At 74.2% G+C, this 24,344-nt stretch carries 6 protein-coding genes; all 6 read left to right on the top strand.

The window, feature by feature from the left end; genetic code table 11:
- Positions 1 to 3: 3 nt before the first annotated feature.
- Genes ACFYYW_RS13155 through ACFYYW_RS13130 form a run of 6 tightly spaced genes read left to right on the top strand, consistent with a single transcriptional unit; the run spans position 4 to position 24,320 of the window.
- Entirely contained in the window at positions 4 to 20,490 is a 20,487-nt protein-coding gene (locus tag ACFYYW_RS13155) for an SDR family NAD(P)-dependent oxidoreductase (protein ID WP_387648068.1), read from the top strand.
- Positions 20,474 to 21,397: an LnmK family bifunctional acyltransferase/decarboxylase gene (locus tag ACFYYW_RS13150; RefSeq protein ID WP_352327368.1), complete on the top strand. Its 924-nt coding sequence runs from the start codon at positions 20,474 to 20,476 to the stop codon at positions 21,395 to 21,397. Before ACFYYW_RS13155 ends, ACFYYW_RS13150 begins: the two co-directional genes overlap by 17 nt.
- On the top strand, positions 21,384 to 21,620 hold the full coding sequence (locus tag ACFYYW_RS13145; protein ID WP_352327369.1) for a phosphopantetheine-binding protein: 237 nt from the start codon (positions 21,384 to 21,386) through the stop codon (positions 21,618 to 21,620). The genes ACFYYW_RS13150 and ACFYYW_RS13145 overlap by 14 nt, the downstream gene beginning before the upstream one ends.
- Positions 21,617 to 22,834, top strand: coding sequence for a hydroxymethylglutaryl-CoA synthase family protein (locus ACFYYW_RS13140; RefSeq protein ID WP_387648063.1), 1,218 nt, complete (start codon positions 21,617 to 21,619; stop codon positions 22,832 to 22,834). The genes ACFYYW_RS13145 and ACFYYW_RS13140 overlap by 4 nt, the downstream gene beginning before the upstream one ends.
- On the top strand, positions 22,831 to 23,070 hold the full coding sequence (locus tag ACFYYW_RS13135) for a phosphopantetheine-binding protein (protein WP_352364810.1): 240 nt from the start codon (positions 22,831 to 22,833) through the stop codon (positions 23,068 to 23,070). Before ACFYYW_RS13140 ends, ACFYYW_RS13135 begins: the two co-directional genes overlap by 4 nt.
- Complete coding sequence (locus ACFYYW_RS13130; RefSeq protein WP_387648059.1) at positions 23,067 to 24,320, top strand: beta-ketoacyl synthase N-terminal-like domain-containing protein; 1,254 nt, start codon at positions 23,067 to 23,069, stop codon at positions 24,318 to 24,320. The genes ACFYYW_RS13135 and ACFYYW_RS13130 overlap by 4 nt, the downstream gene beginning before the upstream one ends.
- The last annotated feature ends 24 nt before the right edge of the window (positions 24,321 to 24,344 follow it).

Here is a 24,344-nt window from a genome sequence, read left to right as displayed (position 1 = left end):
TCCATGCCCGCGATCGAGTGTCACACCACGCTGAAGCACAACGACTTCATCATGCGGAACCACCGGGTGCACGACGTGTCCGTCATGCCCGGGGTGACGTTCCTCGATCTGGTGTTCCGCACGCTGATGGCGACCGGACGCGACCCCGGGGAGATCGTCCTGCGCGAGGTGCTGTTCACCGAGGCGATCGTCACCAAGCCGGAGGCCGACCGGGAGATCCGCGTCACCGTAGACGGCGCCGACGTGCGGGCGGAGAGCCGCTGGAGCAGGGACGGGACGCCGCTGTCCGGCTGGCGGCGGAACTTCACCGGTAAGGTGGGCGCGCCGAGCGGCCCCGAGCCCGGCCCGATCGACCTGGACGCCCTGCGCCGGGGCGCCCGGCGGCACGGCGACATGGAGGACCTGTACGCCCGCGCCAGGGCCGAGGACATCAGCCACGGCGCCCCGATGAAATGCGCCGGACGGCTGCACCACGGCGACGGCTACCTGCTCGCCGAGCTGCGTCAGGACTCGCCCGCCCCCGGCCACGAGGGCTTCCACCTGCACCCCGCCCGGCTGGACGCGGCCACCCTGGCCGGGCTGGGCCAGACCCAGGCGTCCGGGCGGGAGCCGTTCATCCCGGTCTACATCGCCGAGTTCCGCGCGCCCCGGCGGCTCGGCGCGGCCTTCCACGTGTACGCGCCGCGCCCGGAGAGCATCGCGCCGTCCGGCGACGTGATCACCAACGACTTCGGCCTCTACGACGAGCGGGGGCGCTTCGTCGCCGGGTTCGGCGGGCTGTCGTGCAAGCGCATCAGGTCGCCGCGACTGATCGAGCGGCTGCTCGACGACCCGGCACGTCCGGAGCAGCCGTCCGCCACCGGCCACAACGGCTCCGGCGACCTGGTCGGCCGGCTGCGCGAGCTCGTCGCCGGGCCGCTCGGCCGCCCGCCCGGCGAGGTGCCCACCGGGACCGGCTTCTACGACCTCGGCCTGGACTCGGTCACGCTCGTGGACATCAGCGAGCGGCTGGAGAAGATCGTCGGGCGGCGGCTCTACCCGACCCTGCTGTTCGAGTACGGCGACATCGACAGCCTCGCCGCCCACCTCTCCTCCGCCTACGACCTCACCCCGGGACAGCCGGAGCCCGAGCCGGGCGAGACGCGCTGCTTCCGCGACGTGTGGGTGCCGCACCCCCAGGACGGCGACGACCCCGGCGAGTACCGCGAGATCACCCCCGGCGCCCGGTACGACGGCTCCCGGCACCTGGTGATCCGGGCCACGCCGGGTGAGCCCGCCGACCCGTGCCTGGCCGTCTGGGAGACCGCGAAGGCCGTCCTCGCCGCGAAGCCGGAGCGGCCGGTCACCCTCACCTACGCCCACACCGGCGACGACCCCGCCCACGAGGCCGTCGGCGCGCTGGCCAGGACGATCACCGCCGAGACCCCGCTGATCCGCTGCCGCAGCATCCGCCTGGCCCCCGCCTCCTCCGCCCCCGCCTCCTCCTCCGCCCCCACCTCCTCCGCCGACGCCTCTGCCGACCCGCTGCGGGACGCCTCCGACGAGCCCGAGATCCGCTACGAGCGCGGCGAACGCCTGGTGCGCCGCTGGCTCCCGGTGGAGCCGGCCGAGCAGCCCGAGCAGCCCGAGCAGCCCGAGCCCGGTGAGCGCGGCGGGCCCGTCCCGATCAGGAAGGGCGGCGTGTACGTGATCGCCGGGGGGACGGGCGGCATCGGCCGCCTCCTCGCCGAGCACCTGGAACGCCGCCACCAGGCCACGGCCGTGCCGGTCAGCAGGAACGCCGAGATCTCCGCCGACCTGACCGACCCGGACCAGGTCGAGCGCGCCCTCGCCACGGTCCGGCAGCGCCACGGCCGCATCGACGGCGTCGTCCACTGCGCGGGCGTCAACCGCGACGGGCTCTACCCGGGCAAACGGGCCGCCGACATCGAGGCCGTGGTGGCGGCCAAGGCCCTGAGCGTGCGCCACCTGGACGCCGCGACCAGGGACGACGACCTGGACTGTTTCGTGGTGTTCTCGTCGGTGTCGGCGTCGCTGGCCAACCCGGGGCAGGCCGACTACGCCTTCGCGAACGCGTACCTGGAGGAGTTCGCCCGGCGGCGGGCGGCGCGGCGGGACCGGCCGGGCCGGACCCTGGCGGTCGCGTGGCCGTACTGGGCCGAGGGCGGGATGCGGGTCGGGCCGGAGACGGTCGAGCGCGCCCGCACGGCCACCGGGATGGTCCCGCTGCCCACCGAGGCCGCCCTCGACGTCTTCGACCGAGCCCTGAGCGGGACCGAGGACGTCCTGACGGTGTTGCACGGCGACGCGGACCGCATCCCCGCGCTGCTGCCGCCCGCCCCACCGGACCCTGCGCCCCGCCCGGTCGCCCCGCCCGCGGCCGCCACGCCGAGCCCGGCCGCCCGGCCCGCGGCGGCCATGCCGCGCGCGGAGGCGCGGACGGAGGCGCGGACGGAGGCGCGGACGGAGGCGCGGACGGAGGTGCGGGCGGCGGGTGGCGGTGAGCCCGGCGGGGTGCAGGTCGACGAGCCCATCGCGGTCGTCGGGCTGGCCGGGCGATACCCGCAGGCCCCCGACCTGCGCGCCTTCTGGCGCAACCTGACGGAGGGACGCGACTGCATCGAGGAGATCCCGGACGGCCGCTGGAACCACGACGAGATCTACGACCCCGAGAAGGGCGCCCCGGGCAGGACGTACGGCAAGTGGGGCGGCTTCCTCCACGGCGTCGACCGCTTCGACCCCGCCTTCTTCGGCATCTCCCGCCGCGACGCCGAACGCATGGACCCGCAGGAACGGCTGTTCCTCCAGACCTGCTGGCACGCGCTGGAGGACGCCGGCCACCCGCCGGAGTCGTTGTCGGCGCAGAACGTCGGCGTGTTCGCGGGCGTCATGTGGAACCACTACCAGCTCGTCGAGGGCGGGGAGGGCGGCGTCGCCCCCACGGCCATGCACGCCTCCATCGCCAACCGCGTCTCCTACACCCTCGACCTGCACGGCCCGAGCATCGCGCTGGACACCGCCTGCTCCTCCTCGCTGACCGCCGTGCACCTGGCCGTCGAGAGCCTGCGGCGCGGCGAGTGCGACCTCGCCCTGGCCGGCGGCGTGAACGCGACCGTCCACCCGCAGAAGTACCTGCAACTCGCCCAGGGACACTGGCTGTCGGAGGACGGCCGGTGCCGCGCCTTCGGCGCCGGCGGCAGCGGGTACGTGCCCGGCGAGGGCGTCGGCGCCGTGCTGCTCAGGCCGCTCTCGCGGGCCAGGGCGGACGGCGACCACATCTACGGCGTCATCGCCGCCACCGCCGTCAACCACACCGGCCGGACCAGCGGCGCCACCGTCCCGAGCCCGCGTTCGCAGGCCCAGCTCATCGGCACGGCGATCCGCAGGTCCGGCTGGGACCCGGCGAGCATCGGCTACATCGAGGCGCACGGCACCGGCACCTCGCTCGGCGACCCGATCGAGGTCGAGGGCATGCGCCAGGCACTGCCGGAGGGCGCGGACTGCGCGATCGGCTCGGTCAAGTCCAACATCGGGCACCTGGAGGGCGCGGCCGGTATCGCCGGGCTGACCAAGGTGCTGCTCCAGCTCCAGCACGGGCAGCTGGTGCCGTCCCTGCACGCCGACGAGCTCAACCCGAAGATCGACTTCGCCGCCACGCCCTTCCACGTGCAGCGCGTGCTCGAACCCTGGACCCGCGCGGACGGCACACCCCGGCGGGCCGGGGTCAGCGCGTTCGGCGCGGGCGGGACGAACGCGCACGTCCTGGTCGAGGAGGCCCCGGAGCCCGCTCCCCGGCCGGGCGCGGACGGGCCCTGCCTGGTCGTGCTCTCCGCCCGTACGCCCAAGGCGCTGCGCGACTACGCCCGCGCCTGGATCCGCTTCCTGGCCGAGACCGCCACGGCGGACGGCTCCCGCCCGAGCTCCCGGGACGGCGTCGAACGGGTGGCCGCGCTGCTCGGCATCCCCGCCGACCAGCTCGACCCGGCCGACTCGCTGGGCGACCTCGGCCTCGACCCGGCCGCGCTGATGCAGCTCGGACAGGGCCTGTCGCTGGACGACACCGTCGCCGACCTGGCCGGCCCCGGCACGGCTCTGGCCGACCTCGCCTACACCTCGCAGGTCGGACGGACCGGCATGGCGGAGCGGCTGGCGCTCGTCGTGAACGACGTGGCCGAGCTCCGGGACGGGCTGGAGGCGTACGCGGCGGGCGCGAACCCCGGCCCCGGCGTCTTCACCGGCTCCGGCGGCGAGGACGGCACGCCGTCGGCGGCGGACTGCGTCCGGCTGTTCCGGGCTGGACGGCTGGAAGAGGTGGCGGCCGCCTGGGCCGCAGGAGCCGAGGTGCCGTGGCGCGAGTGCCACGACGGCGGACGGCTGGTGTCGCTGCCGGTCTACCCGTTCCAGGAGGAGAGCTGCTGGCTGGGCCGGTGGCAGCGCGTCACCACGGCCGCCCAGCCCCCCGCCGAGCCGCCCGTCGAGCCGCTCGCCGTGGAGAGGCCGGCGGAGCAGGACGTGGAGCTCGTGCCGGACGGGGAAGGGCTGCGGTTCGAGGTGCTGCCCGAAGGGGTGGCGCTGGTGGTGATGGGGTCCGGGGCGTCCATGTTCACCAGGGAGCTGATCGACGACCTCCAGGCCGCGTTCGCCGAGATCGCCGGGCGCGAGGACGTCAAGGCGGTCGTGCTCACCGGCAGCGGCAACGTCTTCAGCATGGGCGCCACCCCGGAGGCCCTGCGCACGCTCGCGGGCGGCCAGGGACGCTTCACGGACGTGCCCTTCCTGTACGAGGGGCTGCTGCGGTGCGACCGGCCGGTCATCGCCGCCGTCCAGGGGCACGCGTCGGGCGGCGGGCTGGCCTTCGGGCTGTTCGCCGACCTCGTCATCATGGCGGCCGAAGGGGTCTACAGCGCCAACTTCATGAAGTTCGGCTTCACGCCCGGGATGGGCGCGACCTACATCCTGGAAGAGCGGCTCGGCCGGTCGGCGGCGCACGAGATGCTCTACACCGGCCGGTCCGTCACGGGTGAGGAGCTGGCCAGGCGGGGGGCCGGGGTGACCGTCCTGCCGCAGGACGCCGTGCTGAAGGCGGCGCTCAGGCACGCCCGCTCGATCGCCGCGCTGCCGCTGCCCGCCCTGCGGGCGCTCAAGTCCGAGCTGGCCGGACGGGTGCTCGACCGGCTGACCGGCGTCATCGCGGGCGAGTCGGGGATGCACGAGCGCGTGCTGGGGGAGGAGTCGCTGGCCCGCGTCGACGACTACTTCGCCAAGGTGGACACCTTCAGAGGCGACTCCCCGAAGGCGGACGCCTTCAGAGGCGGCTCCCCGAAGGTGGACACCGGCAGAGGCGGCTCCCCGAAGGCCGGGGCCTCCGAAGTAGGGGGCTCCGAAGGAGGGGGCTCCGAGGGGAAGGCCGCCGAGCCGGAGATCGCCGAGCCGGGGACCGCCGGGGGCGGGGTCTCCGGCGGTGAGGGCAGCGGGGCGCGGCCCGAGGGCGGTCGTCCCCGGGGGCGTGCGGAGGAGCCCGCCGCGGCGGCCGGGCCCGAGCCGGGGGAGGTGCGGCGGGTCATCGAGGGCACGCTCATGAGCCACCTCTACCTGCAGGCCCACGAGGTGGACGACTCGCTGAGCTTCAGCGAGATGGGCCTGGACTCGATCGGGGCCGTGGAGATCGTCCGGGACCTGAACCGGAGCTTCGGGCTCGACCTGGACTCCGTCGCCGTCTATGACCATCCGACCGTCCCGGCGCTGGTGGAGGCCGTACGGGAGGCCGTGGCGGCCGACGGGCTGAGCGTGCCGGCGCCGCGTCCCGCCCCCGAGCAGCCGGTCCGGGAGGAGCGACCTTCCGTACCGAGACAACCCACCCCCGCCGAGCGGGACGAGACGCCCGAACCGGGCGATCCGGAGGAGCGGGCGGGCCGGATCCGGCTGCCCTCGCTCGACGGCGACCGCGCCGAGCCGGACACCACGACCGCCGAGCCCCCCACGAACCCCGGCACGGTCACCCTGGAGCCGGTAAGGCCCACCGAAGAGCCCTCCGCCCGTGCGGAGCCCGCCCGTGCGGAGCCCGCCCGTGCGGAGCCGCCCGCGCGAGAGGAGACGCCTGCGCGGGAGGGGGACATCGCCGTCATCGGCATGGCCGGGCGGTTCCCGGACGCGCCCGACCTCGAGACGTTCTGGCGGAACCTGGCCGGCGGCCGGTGCAGCATCCGCGAGGTGCCGCCCGAGCGGTTCGACGTGTCCCGGGTGTACGACGCCGACCGCATGGCGCCGGGCCGGACGTACAGCAAGTGGGCCGCGATGCTCACCGACGTCGACGCCTTCGACGCGGCCTTCTTCAACATCTCGCCCCTGGAGGCCGAGACGATGGACCCGCAGCAGCGGCTGTTCCTCCAGGAGGCGTGGCACGCCCTGGAGGACGCCGGCTACGCCGCCAGGTCCGGCCGCAGGCCGTGGGGGTGCTTCGTCGGCTGCGGCGCGGGCGACTACGCCGGCCTGCTCGCGGCGGCCGGACGCGACGACACCGGGCACGCCTTCCTCGGCAACGCCTCCTCGGTGCTGCCCGCGCGGATCGCGTACCTGCTGGACTTCGGCGGGCCGACCATGGCCGTGGACACCGCGTGCTCGTCCTCGCTGGTGGCCGTGCACCTGGCCTGCGAGAGCATCCGGCGGGGCGAGTGCGAGGCGGCGGTCGCGGGTGGGGTGGCGGTGATGAACACCCCGAGGATGCACATCTGGTGCAGCAAGGCCGGGATGCTCTCGCCCACCGGCACCTGCGCGCCCTTCGACGAGTCGGCCGACGGCATCGTGCTGGGCGAGGGCGTCGGCGTGGTCGTGCTGAAGCGGCTGGACCGCGCCCTCGCGGACGGCGACCACGTCCACGGCGTCATCCGGGCCAGCGGCGTCAACGGCGACGGCGCGAGCAACGGCATCACCGCGCCCAGCGCCTCCTCCCAGGCGGAACTGCTGACCGAGGTGCACCGGCGGGCCGGGATCCGTCCCGGCGCGGTGGACTACGTCGAGACGCACGGCACCGGGACCGAGCTGGGCGACCCGATCGAGGTCAAGGCGCTGGCGAAGGTGTTCGGCGCGGACCGTGAGCGCCCGTGCCGCATCGGCTCGCTCAAGGCGAACGTCGGCCACACCACCATGGCGGCCGGGATCGGCGGGCTGCTCAAGACGCTGCTGGCGTTGCGGCATCGGCAGTTGCCGCCGTCGCCGGGGTTCGTCCGGGCCAACCCGAAGATCGACTTCGCGGACGGCGCGCTCGAAGTGGTCACGGAGCTGTCGCCCTGGACGCCCGGCCCCTCTGGCGAGCGGGTCGCGGCGGTGAGCAGCTTCGGCTTCAGCGGCACGAACTGCCACGTCGTGGTCGCCGAGCCGCCCTCCCGCGAGCCGCGGCCCGGCGGGCGCGAGGACGTCGTCGTGCCCTTGTCGGCCTCGGACGAGCAGGCCCTGGCCCGGCTGCGCACCGCCCTGGCCGGTCACCTCGACGCTCACCCGGAGCTGGACGTGCGCGACGTCGCCCGCACGCTCGCCGTCGGCAGGCCGCACTTGGCCGGGGCCCGGTGCGCGTACGTGGCCGGGGACCTCGCCGACCTGCGCGGCCAGCTGCGCGACGGCGTCCGTCCGGCCCGCGGCGAGGCGGGACGCCTGGCCGAGCGGTACACCAGCGGGGACGACCTCCCCTGGGACGACCTGACGGCGGGCGGGCGGCGGGTGCCGCTGCCGGGATACCCGTTCGCGGACGACCGGCGCCACTGGATCGGCGGCGCCGCTCACCTCGCCGGGCCCGCCCCCGGCACGTGGATCCGCCCCGACGACCGGCTGGTCGCCGACCACCGGATCGGCGGCACCCCCGTGCTGCCCGGCGTGGCCCTCCTGACGATCGCCGCCGAGCGCGGCGGGCTGTCCGGTCCGGTGCGCTTCGAGCGGGTACGGTGGCTGCGCCCGTACGAGGTGCGCGAGGCCCGCGCCCTGGACGTGGTCGTGCGCGACGACGGCGGCTTCGAGCTGGACGGGCACGCCCGCGGCACCCTGCGGACCGGCGACGGCGCACTGCGGCGGCTGGACGTCGCCCAGGTCGCGGCCCGTTGCGCGGACAGCCGTCCGGGCGACGACCTCTACCGCGCCTTCGACCGCGCCGGGCTGCACTACGGGCCCGGGTTCCGGGTGCTGCGCGAGGTCCGCGTCGGCGACGGCGAGGCGCTGGGCGTCCTGCGCGAGGGCGCGCGCTGGGAGGCGCTGCTGGACGGTGCGCTCCAGACCGTCGCGGCGCTGCGTCCCGAGGGCGGTGAGCCGGCGATGCCGTTCAGCGTGGAGTCGGCCGAGCTGGACGGCCCGATCACCGGCCCCGCCCACGCCCACGTGACCGACGAGGGCCGGGACGGGTACACGATCCGCCTCGCCGACGCCGCAGGGCGGGTCAGGGCGGAGTTCCGGGGGGTCGTCCTGCGGGCCCGGCCGGCCCGCCCGGCGGACGGCATGATCTTCGCCCCCGTCTGGCGTCGCGCCGAGCCCGCCACCGGGTCGGCCACCGGGTCGGCCACCGAGCCCGGCACTGGGGCCGGCACTGGGGCCGCCGTCGAGCCCGCCGTCGGGTCCGGTGCGGGCGGTGGGCGGGCGCTCGTGCTGCACACCCCGGCCGCCGAGCCGCTGGCCCGCGCCCTCCTGGACACCCACGAGGACGGCCGCCCGGCGCCGCTGGCCTCGCCGGTCCCGGAGGAACGGTACGACACCGTGTACGTCCTCGCCCTGCCCGACCGGACCGGCCCGCCGGCCGGCGATCCCACCACCCGCGACGTGTTTCGCCTGGTCAAGCGGCTCTCCGAGCAGGGCCGCGGCCGGCGGCTCACGGTGAAGGTGGTCGTCGCCGGAGCCGTGCGGGTCGGGGACGAGGAGATCGTCCCGCACGCGGCCGGCGTGATCGGCCTGACCAGGGCGGTGGCCGCCGAGCACCCGCACTGGACCGTCGCCGTCATCGACGTCGGCGCCGCGCCGCAGCCGCCCGCCGACCTCGCCCGCCTGGTACGCGCCGAGACCTGCGCCGACGAGCTGGTCGCCCTCCGCGACGGCCACCGCCACCTCCGCACCCTGGAACCCCTGCCCCTGACCGCCGGCCGCAGCCCGTACCGGGACGGCGGGGCCTACCTGATCGTGGGCGGGACCGGCGGCCTCGGACGCACCCTGAGCAGGCATCTGGCCGCCACCGCAGGAGCGCGGCTGGCCCTGGTCGGGCGGCGGGAGATCGGCCCCGAGATCCGCGAGCAGCTCGCCGAGATCGAGTCGCTCGGCGGCCAGGCCGTTTACCTGCGGGCCGACGTGGCCGACCGGGCCGCGTTCGGCAGGGCCGTCGAGGCGGCCCGGCAGCGGTTCGGCGAGCTCCACGGCGCCTTCCACGCCGCTCTGGTGCTGCGCGACATGACGCTCGCCAACATGGACGACGACGCGTTCGCCCAGGTGCTCGCGCCCAAGGTCACCGGTGCCGCCGTCTTCGCCGAGGCGCTGGCGGGCCTGCCGCTCGACTTCCTGGCCTACTTCTCCTCGGCGGCCTCGTTCGTCGAGGTGGGCGGCCAGGCGAACTACGCGGCCGCCAGCACGTTCGAGGACGCCTACGCGCTGAGCCTGCCCGACCGGCCGGTCAGCGTGATCAACTGGGGCTACTGGGGCAGCGTCGGCGCGGTCTCCGGCGGCGGCTACGACAGCCGGTTCGCCGAGCTGGGCATCGGCTCGATCGAGCCCGAGGAGGGCATGGCGGCGCTGGCGTCCGTCCTGGGGTCGGGCGCGCGGCAGGCGCTCGTCGTCAAGGCGGAGCCGAAGGGCCTGGCCCACATCGGCGTCCGCACCCCGGACGCCGCCACCGAGCCCGGCCGGGACGGCGAGCTCGGCGAGCTGGAACGGGCACGGACGGCGTTCGGCGCGCTGGACGACCTGGCCCGCGCGCTGCTGCACCGGTCGGCCGACCGGGTGCGGGCCGTCGGGAACGTGCGCCCGGACCGCGGACGGCTGCGCGCCGCCGTGCTCGACCTGCTGGACGGGCCCGCGCCGGAGACGTCGCCGGCGGACGTGCTGGCCCGCTTCCCCGACCTGGAGCCGCATGTCAAGCTGCTGACCGCGTGCGTCGAGGCGCTGCCCGGCGTGCTGGCGGGCGAGTGCGATCCCATGGAGGTGCTGTTCCCCGGCGGCTCGATGAGCCTGGTCGAGCAGGTCTACAAGGGGCAGGCGGTCTCGGACCACTTCAACCGGCTGCTGGCCGGGGAGGTCGCCCGCGGCGGCCCCCGCCGCGTCCTGGAGATCGGCGCCGGTACGGGCGCGAGCACCGGCTTCGTGCTGGACGCCCTCGAAGGCCAGGACGTCGAGTACACCTACACCGACGTCTCGCCCGGGTTCCTGCGCCACGGCGAGCAGGAGTTCGGCGCCCGCCGCCCGGACCTCGTCCTCGCCCTCTTCGACGTGGAACGTGACCCGGCCGAGCAGGGCTTCGAACCTGGGACCTACGACGTCGTGCTGGCCACGAACGTCCTGCACGCCACCGCCGACGTCGGCCGGACGCTGCGCAACGCCGCCGCGCTGTTGCGTCCCGGCGGCCGGCTGCTGGTCAACGAGGTGACCAGGGCGGCCGACTTCCTGACCCTCACGTTCGGGCTGACCCCGGGCTGGTGGCGCTTCACCGACGAGGAGCTGCGCCTGCCGCACAGCCCGCTGCTCGGCGCGCCGCAATGGCAGCGGGCGTTCCGGGACGCCGGTCTCACCCCCGCCCGCACCCTGGGCATCCCCGGCACGCCCGTCGCGGAGCTCGACCAGTGCGTCCTGGTGGGCGAGACGGCGCCCGCCACAGCTGACGGCACAGCCACCGGCGCCGCCGCCCGCGGCTACGTCAAGCGGGTGTTCGCCGAGGTGCTCAAGTACGGGACGACCGACCTGGACGAGCGCGCCACGTTCGAGACGTTCGGCATCGACTCGCTGGTGAGCCAGAACGTCATCCACCGGTTCGAGCAGGACCTGGGGCCGCTGCCGTCCACCCTGCTGTTCGAGAACCTGACGATCGAGGAGCTGGCCGCGTACCTGGAGGACGAGCACGGCGAGCGCCTGCGTGCGGCCCTGCGGCCGGCCGGCCAGGAACCCGCGCCGGAGCAGCCGGCGCGGCCCGCGCCGCGCCGCGAGCCCGCCGCGCAGGCCCTCGACATCGCCGTGGTCGCGGTGACCGGCCGCTACCCGGCCTCCCCCGACCTGGACGCCTTCTGGAGCAACCTGGCGAAGGGCGCGAACTGCATCACCGAGGTGAACCGCTTCGACCTGGACGCCCTGTACGACCCCAAACGCGGACGCAAGCAGCGCACCTACAGCAAGTGGGGCGGCTTCATCGAGGGCGTGGAGCAGTTCGACGCGCCGTTCTTCGGCATCCTGCCGCGTGACGCCGAGATCACCGACCCGCAGGAACGCCTGTTCCTGGAGACCGCCTGGACCCTGCTCGAAGACGCCGGCTACCTGAGCGAGCACACCAGGCAGCCGAGCACCGGCGTCTTCGTCGGCACCATGTACGGCTCCTACGGGCGCATGGCGGCGGCCGAGGGCTGGCCGGAGGGCAGGTTCGCGGGGGCGCACTCGGCGTACTGGTCGATCGCCAACCGGGTGTCGTACTTCTTCGACCTGCGCGGGCCGAGCCTCGCCGTCGACTCGGCCTGCTCGTCGTCGCTGACCGCGGTGCAGCTCGCCTGCGAGAGCCTGCGGCGCGGCGAGTGCGCGCAGGCCATCGCGGGCGGCGTGAACCTGATCCTGCACCCCGCCCACTTCGTGGCGCTCTGCTCGCTGAACATGCTCGCCGCCGACGGCGCCTGCAAGGTGTTCGACGAGGCGGCGGACGGGTTCGTGCCGGGGGAGGGCGTCGGGGCGGTGCTGCTCAAGCCCCTGGCCGACGCCGAGCGGGACGGCGACCGCATCTACGGCGTCATCAAGGGCGCCTTCGCCAACGCCGGGGGGAAGACGGCGGGGTACACCGTGCCCAATCCGAGCGCCCAGGCCGACCTGGTCGCCGAGGCGGTCCGGCGGGCCGGGCTGGACCCGCGGACCATCTCGTACGTCGAGGCCCACGGCACCGGCACCGCACTCGGCGACCCCATCGAGATCGCCAGCCTGACCCGGGCCTTCACCTCCCAGGGCGTCGCGGACGCCGACCGCGTGGACCGGATGGTCGGCTCCGTCAAGGCCAACATCGGGCACCTGGAAGGGGCGGCGGGCATCGCCGGGCTGACCAAGGTGCTGCTGCAGTTCCAGCACGGCCAGGTGGCTCCCTGCGCGAACCTGGAGACGCCCAACTCGAAGATCGACTTCACCGCGTCCCCCTTCCGGCCGCCGGACCGGCTGACCGACTGGCAACGGCCCTTCCTGGACGGCGAGACGTTCCCGCGCCGGGCCGGGGTCAGCTCGTTCGGCGCCGGCGGGGCCAACGTGCACGTCGTCCTGGAGGAGTACGTGCCCACCGCCGGTGCGCCGCCGGAGCCCGCCGACGCGGGGGAGCAGGTGATCCTGCTCTCGGCGCGTACCCGCGACCAGCTGCGCGCCATGGCGGGCCAGGTCGCCGACGTCGCGGCGAGCGGGCGCGCGGGGTTGACGGAGCTCGCCTACACCACCCAGGTGGGCCGCGCCGAGCTGCCCGACCGGCTCGCCGTCCGGGCGGCCTCCCTGGACGAGCTGGCCGCCCGGCTGCGTACGTTCGCGGGCGACGGCGAGGCCGAGGGCGTCCTCGTGGGGACGGCGGAGCCCGGCGCCGGCCAGGCTCCGCCGGAGGACGGGGCGGAGGGGCTCGGGGCCGGATGGGTCGCGGGCGCCCGGGTGGACTGGGCCGCCAACTGGCCCACCCCCCACCCGCGCCGCGTGACCCTCCCGCCCTACCCCTTCGACCGCCGCCCCTACTGGCTCCCCACACACTCCACCGCCCAGACCGTCCCCCATCCCACCGCCCAGACCAGCGGCGACTCCGCCGGCGAGCCCGCCGACGCGGCCGCTCCTCAGGCGGGCTCCGAGCTCGACGCCGGGCCGGCCGCCGACCAGGGAGCCGGGGAGGCCGCCGACGGGCGTTGCACCTACCTGCGGCCCCGCTGGACGCCCGCCGCACTCCCCGAAGGTCCCCGGGAACCGGAAGCCCTCCTGGTGATCACCGACGACGACCGGCTGGCCGGAGCGCTCGGCGGCGCCCAACTCCGCCCCAGTGACGCCCTCCCGCCAGACGAGACCCCCGACCAGGCCGACCGGCAGTTCGGCGGCCTGGGTCGGACCCCGGACGCCATCGTGATCGCCCCCTCGGACCCGTTCCCCGGGACCGCCGCCTTCGACGCCCTGCTGCGCACGGCCACCGCCGTCCTGCGCGACGGGGGCCCGCTCAGGGTCGTGGTGTCCGCCGCGAGCGGCGAGCCGCACCACACCGCCCTGGCCGCCGCCCTGCGGACGCTGGCCCTGGAGCACACGGCGTTCAGCGGCGTGTGCGTCACCGGCGCCACCCCGGCGCAGGTCGCGGCCGAGCTGCGGGCGCCCGCCGCCGGAACCGCTCCCGAGCAGCGGGTCTCCGAGGTCGCCTACCGCGACGGGGCCCGCCTGCTGAAGGGCATGGAGCCGTACGAGCCGCCGCCACCCCGGCTGGACGTCCGGCAGGACGGCACGTACCTGATCACCGGCGGCGCCGGGGCCATCGGGCTGGCGTTCGCCCGCTTCCTAGCCGGGCGCGGAGCGGCGAAGCTGGTCCTGACCGGACGCTCCGAGCCCGGCGACGACATCGAGCGCCGGATCGCCGGGCTGCCCGCCGTCTACGTGCGCGCCGACGTGTGCTCGGCCGCCGACCTGCGTGACCTGCGCGACCGGTACGGCCCCTTCCACGGCGTCATCCACGCCGCCGGGATCCACCGGGACGCGCGGGCCGTGCGCAAACGTCCCGAGGACACGCGGGCCGTGCTGGAGCCCAAGGTTCTGGGCACCGTCCTGCTGGACGAGGCCCTGCGCGGGCAGCCGCTGGACTTCCTGGCGCTGTTCTCGTCGGTGGCGGCCGAGACCGGCAACATCGGGCAGATCGACTACGCCTACGCCAACGCCTTCCTCAACCACTTCGCCGAGCGGCGCCAGCGGCTCGGGCACGGCAGGACGCTCGCCGTCGGCTGGCCGCTGTGGGAGGAGGGCGGCATGAAGGTGGACGACGCCACCCGCCGGCTGTTCGAACGCCGCTGGGGCAGCGTCCCGATGAGCACCGCCGCCGGGCTCGCCGCCTTCGCCCGAGGGCTGGCCGGAGCCGAGACGAGCTTCGCCGTGGTCGAAGGCCCCGCCCAGCGCGCCCCCGAACGGTCCCAGCCGCCCGCGAACCCCGAATTCGAGGTTATGGAGATGAGTGAGCCCATGTCCGCGACGGAGACGACCGGGTCCGACGACCATCTGATCGAGGCGGTGCGGGCCGAGCTGCGTCGCGCGGCGGCCGGATTCCTGCTGGTGGGCGAGGAGCACGTGGACCTCGACGCCGAGCTGATGGACATGGGGTTCGACTCGATCTCCATGGCCGAGCTGGTGGACCAGGTCAACGAGCGGTACAACCTGGACCTGCTGCCGACCGTGCTCTTCGAGGCCACCGACCTGAGCACCTTCTGCGACCACCTGCTCGCCCAGCACCCGGCCGAGATCGCCGCCGCCCACACCCCACCCACCCCCGCCGCAGAACCTCTCGCCGCCCCCGCCGGGCGGCAGGAGGACGCCGCCGAGCCAGGCCCGGCGCCGGAGACCGTGACCTCGCCCCCACGGCCCGGCGCCGGGACCTCCCCGGCTCCACCGGACACCCCGGCGACCGACGCGACGGCCGCGCCCGCAACGGGCAGTCCCGTGACGGGCACTCCCGCGACGGGCACCCCCGCAACAGATGGCATCGCGATCGTCGGCATGGCCGGCATGCTGCCCGGCTCCGCCGACCTGGACGACTTCTGGCGTCACCTGGCCGAAGGCCACGACCTGACCCGCCCGGTCCCCGAGGACCGGCGCGAGCTGCGCGAGAACCCCGAGACGGCGAACGTCCGCGCCGGCTTCCTCGACGACGTGCGCTCCTTCGACGCCGCGCTGTTCGGCATCTCGCCCAAGGAGGCGGCGATGATGGACCCGCAGCAGCGGCTGTTCCTGCAGACCGTCTGGAGGGCCGTCGAGGACGCCGGTTACCGCCCCGCCGACCTGGCCGGCACCAGGACGGGCCTGTTCGCGGGCGTGTCCGCGTGCGACTACGACGACCTGCTGCGCGAGCACGGCGTGCCGGTCGAGGCCCACACGGCCAGCGGCGTGGCCGACTGCATCCTGGCCAACCGCGTCTCCCACCTGCTGGACCTGCGCGGCCCCAGCGAGGCGGTCGACACCGCCTGCTCCAGCTCCCTCGTCGCCCTGCACCACGCGGTACGCGCCATCGAGGACGGCGAGTGCGACGCGGCCATCGCCGGCGGCGTCAACCTGACGCTCAGCCCTGGGCTCTACATCGCCTTCGCCAAGTCCGGCATGATCAGCGAGGACGGCGTCTGCAAGACGTTCGACGAGCGCGCCGACGGCTACGGCCGGGGCGAGGGCTGCGGAGCCGTCCTGCTCAAGCCGCTGCGGACGGCGCTGGCGGACGGCGACCAGATCCTCGCCGTGATCAGGGGCAGCGCGGTCAACCACGGCGGCCGGGCCAGTTCGCTCACCGCGCCCAACCCCGAGGCGCAGGCGCGCGTGCTGGTCGACGCCTACCGCAAGGCGGACGTCGACCCCGCCCGCGTCACCTACATCGAGGCGCACGGCACCGGCACCAGACTCGGCGACCCGATCGAGATCGAGGGCATGAAGAAGGCGTTCGCCCGGCTGTACGCCGACCGTGGGCGGCCCGCGCCGGACGTCCCGCACGTCGCGCTGGCCACCGTGAAGACCAACATCGGCCATCTGGAGGCGGCGGCCGGCATCGCCGGGCTGCTCAAGGTGCTGCTCTGCATGCGCCACGGGGCCCTGCCGCCGACGATCCACTACGAGCGCCCCAACCCGTACGTGCGGCTGGAGGGCAGCCCGTTCACCATCAACACGCGGCTCACGCCGTGGGACGGGCCGGACCGGGTCGCCGGGGTCAGCTCGTTCGGCTTCGGCGGCACGAACGCGCACGTGGTGCTGGAGGCGTACCGGCAGCAGGTCCCGCCGGAGAAGGCGGGCGAACCGCGGGTGCTGGTGCTCTCGGCGGCCCGCCGGGAAGCGCTGGAGGAGTACGCGCAGAACGTCGCCCGGTACATCCGGGAACATCCGGAGATCGGCCTCGACCGCATCGCCTGGACCCTCCAGAACGGACGCCGTCACCTGTCCGAACGGCTCGCCGTGGTGGTCAGCGATCGCGACCAGGCGGTACGGGCGCTGAGCGGCGATCCGGCGGGCGTGCACAGGGGCACCGCCCGCAGGGACGCCCCGGCGCCGTGGGGCACCGGGCCGGAGGACCTCGCCGAGGCGTGGGTGTCCGGCAGCGAGGTGGACTGGCAGGGGTTGTGGGAGGGGCCGCACCCGGTGCGGGTCTCGCTGCCCGGCCCGCCCTTCGCCCGCGTCGAGCACTGGTTCACCGCGCCCGAGCCGTCCCGCGCCGCCACCCCGTCCGGCGCCCCGTCCGGCGTGTCGTCCGGCGTGCCGTCGGACGGCGGGGTCGTGCGGCGGACCAGCGACGGGAAGGTGCGCCTGCGCGCCGCCAAGGGCGGCCGGACGCCGGACGCGCCCGCCTCCGCTCCCGCCCCCGCCGAGCGGGCGGAGGCCGCACGGCTGGACGAGACGCCGGTCGCACCCGCCGGAAGCGCCGGCGGGCCCGCCGGGGTGGAGGAGATGCTGCGCGAACGGCTCTCCACGATCCTGGACGCCGACCCCGCCGGCGTGGACGTGGACACCCCCTTCGAGGAGCTGGGCCTCGACTCCATCTTCCGGATGGAACTGGTCAAGGCGATCAACACCGCCTTCTCCCTCGACCTCCAGGCAGCCGAGCTGTACGAGTACGACACGGTGGACCGGCTCGCCCGCGCCGTCGAATCAGCCATCACCGACTCCGCCCCCACCCCAAAACCGAAAAAGCCCACCCAGCAGCAAACCCCAGAACCGGCCCCCAAGCCCGCACAGAAGACCCCCGAACCAGCCCCGAAACCGAAGGCCGCTGAACCGCCCCCCAAGCGCACCCGCACACCCGAGCGGGCCCAAGCGCCCAGCCCCGCGCGAGCCAAGGCCCCCAAGCCGGCGCAAGGAAAGGCCGGCGCCCTGGAGGACCAGCTCGCGGACCTGGTCGGCGCGATCATCGAGCGCCCGCTCGACCCCGCCCGCAGCTTCGCCGACAACGGCCTGACCTCCTTCGAGATGCTGCGCGTGGTGAGCGTCCTGGAGAAGCAGGTCGGCGCGCTGCGCAAGACCCTCCTGTTCGACCACCCCACGCTCGCCGACCTGGCCGCGCACCTGCGCGACGAGCGCGGCGCGGAGTCCGTACGGCCCCCGGAGCAGCCGGACGGACCGGCCCCGTTCGAGACGAGGACCCACGACGGCGAGCCGGCCGTGCTGCTGAAGCGGGACCTGCACCGGCACCCGGAGCTGCGGGACCTGGTCGCCGACATCGACCGCCGCCACGCCAAGGAGGGCGGCCTGGCCGGACGCGACATCGCGCCGCTGGCCTTCATCGGCTCGGCGCGCGAGGGCTACCTGCACGTCTCCGAGAACGGTGGCAACCTGCTGGCCTGGAGCTACGCCGGGTCCGAGGAGTACTTCCAGGAGCTGGTCGAGGAGTACACCGCCTATGCGAGGGCGCGCGGTCTGCGGCCCAACTTCCTGTCCCTCCTGCCGGTGCGCGAGGTGGCCGGGGAGCCGTACAGCGCGACGCCGTTCGGGGCCGTGCAGCGGCTCGACGACCTGGGCTCCTTCACGCTGAAGGGCGGCCGGATGGAACGTCTGCGCTACATGGTGCGGCGTTTCTGCAAGGCGGGCGAGTGCCGGACGGTCGAGTACCGCTCGGGCGAGGACCCCGAGATGGACCGCAGGCTGGCCGGGCTGGTGGACGAGTGGGCCGGCCGCAAGCAGATGGTCAACCCGTACGTGTCGGTCGTCCGGCGGGAGATCGAGGAGGGCCGCCTGGACGGCAGGCACCGCGTCTTCGTCACCTACCTGGACGACGAGGTGGCCAACGCCGTCGTCATCACGAAGATCCCGTCGGAGAACGGCTACCTGCTGGACGTGGAGTTCTACCCGAAGGGCATGCCGCTCGGCGGGCTGGAGTTCGCGATCGTGCAGATCATCGAGCAGCTCGTGGCCGAGGGCTGCACGATGTTCAGCTTCGGCGCCAGCTTCGGCGTGGAGACGGAGGAGTCGGCCAACGCCGCCCCGGACGTGCGCCAGGCGCTGGACGAGCTGCGTTCGGCGGGCATCTTCGGCGAGGGGAACTTCCAGTTCAAGAACAAGTTCCGGCCGGTGAACGTGCCCATCTACCTGTGCCAGCCGGAGGGGGAGGACCGCACGCCGGTCTCGGAGATCATCCTCATGATCGCCGACCCGGACCTGCGCCCCGCCACCACCGAGGAGCCCACGACCGATGAACCGGCCGAGGACAGGCCGGGCGCGGAGGAGCTGCTGAACCGGTACGGCGGCGAGCCGGCCCGGGTCCCCGCCCACCACGTCACCACCGACCTGATCACCGACTCCTGGGCCGAGCTGGACGCCCCCTGGATCGCCGAGCGGCTGCGACGGCTGACGGAACGGTCGGCCGCCCGCCCGGACACGGAGATCGAGGGCCTGCCGTTCCCGTTCGTCGTCCCGACGGGCTCCGGCCGGGCGGCCGAGGCGCTGCTGTGCCGGTCGTGGCCGGGCCGGCGCGGGCGGGTGCTGCACAACGGGCTGTTCCCGACCTGGTTCCTGAGCCTGGCCGACAACGGCTTCAAGCCGGTCGAGCTGCCCGGCGGCCCGGAGATCGACGTCGAGGCGCTGGAGGCGGAGCTGGCCGGGGACGAGCCGGTGTCGTTCGTCTGCGTGGAGGTGGCCAACAACGCGGCCGGCGGCGTGCCGACCTCACTGGCGAGCCTGCGCGCGGTCAAGCAGGCCGCGGCCCGGCACGGCGTCCCGCTGGTGATCGACGGCGCCCGCGTGGTGGACAACGCGGTGGCGGTCGCGGACGGCCGGGACGTGTGGGAGGTCGTCGGCGAGCTGTTCGACCTGGCCGACAGCGCCACGATCAGCCTGTCCAAGGACTTCGGGGTGCCGTTCGGCGGCCTGCTCGCCACCCGCGACGACGCCCTGCGCGAGCGGGTCGCCGAGCGGCTGGAGACCTGGGGCAGGGACGTCGGCCTGGCCAACCGCCGCATCATCGCGGCCGCCCTGGAGGACCGCGAGACGGTGGTCGAGCAGGTGCGCGCCCGGACGGAGGCGGTGGCGGCGCTCCGGCAGGGCCTGTCGGAGGCGGGCGTCGCGCTGGAGGGCCCGCCCGGCGGTCACTGCGTGCTGCTGAAGGACGCCGACCACGTGCGCATCTTCCGCGAGACGGGCATCAGGGGCGCTCCGCACTTCGGCCGCGAGGGCGTGGTGCGCCTGGCGGTGCCGGTCGGCCTGAGCGTCGAGGAGGCCAAGGACGCCGCCGCCCGCCTGGGCGCCCTCCTCGGCGCCGACGCCCCGCAAGCCGCCCGCCCCGACCGCAGGAAGAACACGACCCGGAGGAACCCCGACAACCCCAACCTGGCGATCCTGCGCGAACACCAGCCCGACGTCGAGCACGAGATCGTCACCACCCCGGACGGCGACGTCGAGCTGTTCAGCGCCGGCTCCGGGCCGTCCCTGCTGCTCATGCACCCGTTCAACATCGGCGCCGGCGTCTACGCCCGCCAGTTCGAGGGGCTGGCCCACCGCTACCGGGTGACGAGCGTGCACCATCCGGGCGTCGGCGCGACCACGGCCGCCGCCGACCTGTCGCTCAGCGGCCTGGCCCGGCTCTGCCACGACGTGGCGGGCGGCCCGGCGCACGTGGCCGGGGCGTCGTTCGGCGGGCTGGTCGCCCTGGCGTACGCGCTCGACCACCCCGGCGACACCGAGTCGCTGATCCTGATCGGCAGCTCCTGCCGCATCGGCAACCGGGTCGGCGACATCGACAAGCTGGAGGTGGTGGCCACCCAGGACTTCGACCGGGTCATCGAGGGCAGCGGGTCCAAGCGGCTGCGCAAGCGGCGGGAGGCCCTGATGCGGCTGCTGCTGCGCGCCGAGAGCATGGCCCCGCAGGTCGGCCTGCGCTACCTGGACGTGTTCGCCGAACGCCCGGACCTGGGCGACCGGCTGCCGGAGGTCCGGGCGCGCACGCTGATCGTCCAGGGCCGGTACGACACCGTCATCCCGGCCAAGACCGCGCACCTGCTGCACGCGCTGATCCCCGACTCCCGGTACGAGGAGATCCCCGACGCGGGTCACTTCCCGCAGCTCACCAGCCCCGACCACGTCAACCGGCTGATCTGCGAGTTCCATGATGAACAGAATTGACGACAGCACCGTGACCAGGACCGAGCTGGTCAAGCCAGGGATGTGCGGGCCCAGCTCGCTGTTCATGGGCGAGGTCGGCGACTGGACCTGGGACACGGTCAGCGCGCTGTGCGGCACGAACGCCTTCGACGCGCGCAACGCCGCCGGCGACCCGACGTACCTGTCCTTCTACTACTTCCACGTCAGGGGCAGCCGCGACCTGCACGTCAACGCCCTGACGTTCGGCGACGAGCTGGAGGTCACCTCCCGGCTGTTCGGCTTCGGCAGCGAGTCGGTGCTGGCCCTGCACCGGATCGGCCGCGGCGGCGGCCGGACGGGCGAGCTCGACCCCGACCGCTTCTACGCCTTCGACGATCCCGGCTGCATCTACGTCGAGACCTTCAACCGCTGGATCTCGCGCAGCGCGCCCGGCAGCAACGAGGGGCTGGTCAAGTCGTCGCCGGTGGACTTCAGGCACGAGCACCTGCCGAGGCTGCCCGGCGCGTACTCGCCGCGGAAGGTCTACGGCCACGCGAGGAGCACCGGCACGTTCCTGGCCCGCAAACCGGACGACCCGGTCACGTTCACCGCCGACTACCCGGTGGAGCCGTCCAGGGACCTGAACGGCGTGGGCCTGCTCTACTTCGCCTCCTACTTCGCGATCGTCGACTGGGTGCTGCTGCGCTTCTGGCGCAGCCGGGGGATCGGCGTCGCCGACTTCCTCCGGCGGGTCGTGCTCGACCAGCGGCTGTGCTACCTGGGCAACGCGAACGCCGACTCGGTGCTGCGGGTGAGCCTGGAGTGCTGGCCGGCGCCGGAGGACGAGAACGAGGAGATCGTCAACCTCGTCATGGAGGACCGGGGCCGCACGATCGCGGTCAGCACCCTGCGCGTTCTCAGGAGGGGAGACACCGATGACGACGCGTGAACACGTCGAGGGCGTCGTGCACAAGACGATCGACGAGATCCTGCCCGGCGTCGAGATCGACGGCCGGGCGCACCTGAAGGACCTGGGCGCGGACTCCGTGGACCGGGTCGAGATCATCCTGGCCGTGCTCGACCGGCTCGGCGTGCGCGAGCCGCTGTCCTCCTTCGGCGGCGTGCCCAGCATCGACGCCCTGGTCGACTTCCTGTGGGAGCGTGTGAGGTGAACGTCGGAATCGAGGCACTCAACGTCTACTGCGGCCTGGCCCAGATCCCGGTGCCGGAGCTGTTCGAGGGGCGCGGGCTCGACGCCGAGCGCCTGGGCAACCTGATGATGCGCAACCGCTCGGTCGGCCTGCCCTTCGAGGACCCGGTGACCAACGCCGTCAACGCGGCCCGGCCGATCGCCGGCGACGACCGGATCGAGATCCTGATCACCTCCACCGAGTCCGGCCTCGACTACAGCAAGTCGGTGGCCTCCTACGTGCACGAATACCTGGGGCTGCCCAGGAGCTGCCGGGTCGTGGAGGTCAAGCAGGCCTGCTACGCGGCCACGGCGGCCGTCCAGCTCGCCGCCGCGTACGTCGCCTCGGGCGTGTCGCCCGGCGCGAAGGCGCTGGTGATCGCGACGGACGTGTCCCTGGTGGACGAGCGCGCCGCCTACGCCGAGCCCGCCATGGGCGCCGGGGCGGCGGCCGTGCTGATCAGCGACCGGCCGAAGATCCTGGACCTGGATCTGGGGGCGTTCGGCAACCACAGCTACGAGACGATGGACTCGGCGCGGCCGGGGCCGACGTTCGACATCGCCGACTCCGACCGCTCGCTGTTCGCCTACCTCGACTGCCTGACCAGCTGCCTGGCCGGCTACCGGTCCAGGGTCGAGGACGCCGACTTCGCCACCACCTTCGACTATCTGGCCATGCACACCCCGTTCGCCGGGATGGTCAAGGCCGCGCACCGCAAGCTGATGCGCGAGTCGGGCGGCGGCACGGCGTCGGTCGAGGAGGACTTCGAGCGGCGGGTGCTGCCCTCGCTCGGCTACCCCAGACGGGTGGGCAACCTCTGCTCCGGCTCGGTCTACCTGGCCCTGGCCAGCCTGATCGACCACGCCGCCCTGGCCGGCCCGGCCCGGGTCGGCCTCTACTCCTACGGCTCGGGCTGCTCCTCGGAGTTCTTCAGCGGCCTGGTCGACGAGGAGTCGGCGAGCACGCTGGCCGCGATGCGGATCGGCGAGCACCTGGACGGCCGCTGCGAACTCGGCTTCGAGGAGTACGCGGCGCTGCTGCCCGAGACCCTGACCTGCCTCGTGCCGGAGCGGGACAGGCAGGTCGACGTGGGCGCGTACGAGCACCTGCTCAGCCGTGCCCGCTTCGACCGTGACCTCCTGGTGAACACCGGGACGAAGGACTACCACCGAACCTACGAATGGCTGGCACCATGACCAACGCGGAGATATTCGAGACCGTCAAGCAGAACGTCCTGAAGGTGCTGCCGGACCTGCGGCCCGGCGACGTGACGACCGAGGGCACCCTGACCGACCTGGGCGCGAACAGCGTCGACCGGGCCGACGTGGTCACCATGAGCATGGAGGACCTCGGGCTGACCGTGCCGGTGTCGGAGTTCCAGGAGGTGCACGACATCCGGTCCCTGGTGGACCTGCTGGCGAGGCATTCATGAAGGTCGTCGTCACCGGCATGGGCATCGTCTGCTCGATCGCCTCCACCGTCCCGTCGTTCACCAGGGCGCTGCGGGCCGGACGGTGCGGGATCGGGCCGGTGCCCGACCCCGGCGACGGCGGGCCGCGCCTGGCCGCCCTGGTCAAGGGCTTCCGCTTCCGGGAGGCGGTGGCGGCCCGCCGCCGTCTGCCCGAGGAGATCGTGCGCAGCGCGCTGCGGGCGGCCAACCGCTCGCCGCAGCCGCTGCAGATGGACCTGGTCGCCGCCATGCAGGCGTACGAGCAGGCGGGGCTGCACGAGGCGCGGGCCGACCCCGAGCGGATGGGCCTGGTCGTGGCCGGGCACAACCTCAGCTCCGGCTACGCCCACGACCTGCACCCCAAGTACGAGGACAACCCCGCCCACCTGCCGGCCAGGTTCGCGCTGCACTTCATGGACACCGACCGGGTGGGCACGCTCAGCCAGGTGTTCGGCATCAGGGGCGAGGGCTACACCGTGGGCGGCGCCTCGGCCAGCGGCAACGTCGGCATCATCAACGCCAGCCGGCTGGTGGAGTCGGGGGCGGTGGACGTCTGCCTGGTGGTGGGCGCCATGACCGACCTGTCGCCGATGGAGAAGCGCGGCCTGGCCACGCTCGGCGCGGTCGCCGGCGTGGAGGAGCCGCAGGAGGCCAGGTGCCGGCCGTTCGACGAGGAGCACGAGGGGTTCGTGCCCGGCCAGGGCGCCGGCTGCGTCGTGCTGGAGAGCGCCCGCTCGGCCGCCGCCCGCGGCGCGACGGCGCTGGCCGAGCTGTGCGGCTACGACCTGAAGCTGGACGCCAACAGCCTGCCCGACCCGCGTGAGGAGGGCGAGGCCAAGGTGATGATCAACGCCATGGCCAACGCGGGCGTCGGGCCGCGCGACATCGACTACGTCAACGCCCACGCCACGGCGACGCCCAGCGGCGACGTGGCCGAGCTGGCCGCGCTGCGCAGGGCGCTGGGCGACAGCTTCGGCCGGCCGTGGATCAACTCCACCAAGGGGCTGATCGGCCACTGCATGTGCGCGGCCGGCGTGGTGGAGGCGATCGCGACCGTGGTGCAGATGCGCCGCGGCTTCGTCCATCCGAACCTGAACCTGCGCCATCCGATCAACCGCGACTGCCGGCTCGTACCCGGCAGGCTGCGGGCCGCCGACATCCGTTACGCGCTGTCCAACAGCTTCGGGTTCGGCGGCTTCAACACCTGCATCGTCCTCGGACGCGAGCGTTGACCGAAGGCCGACGCATAGCGCCCA

It is taken from the genome of Nonomuraea sp. NPDC001831, assembly GCF_042892035.1.
Classification (GTDB): domain Bacteria; phylum Actinomycetota; class Actinomycetes; order Streptosporangiales; family Streptosporangiaceae; genus Nonomuraea.
The sequence above is the reverse complement of the archived record's forward strand: the minus strand, read 5'-3'. Positions and strand labels throughout refer to the sequence as shown.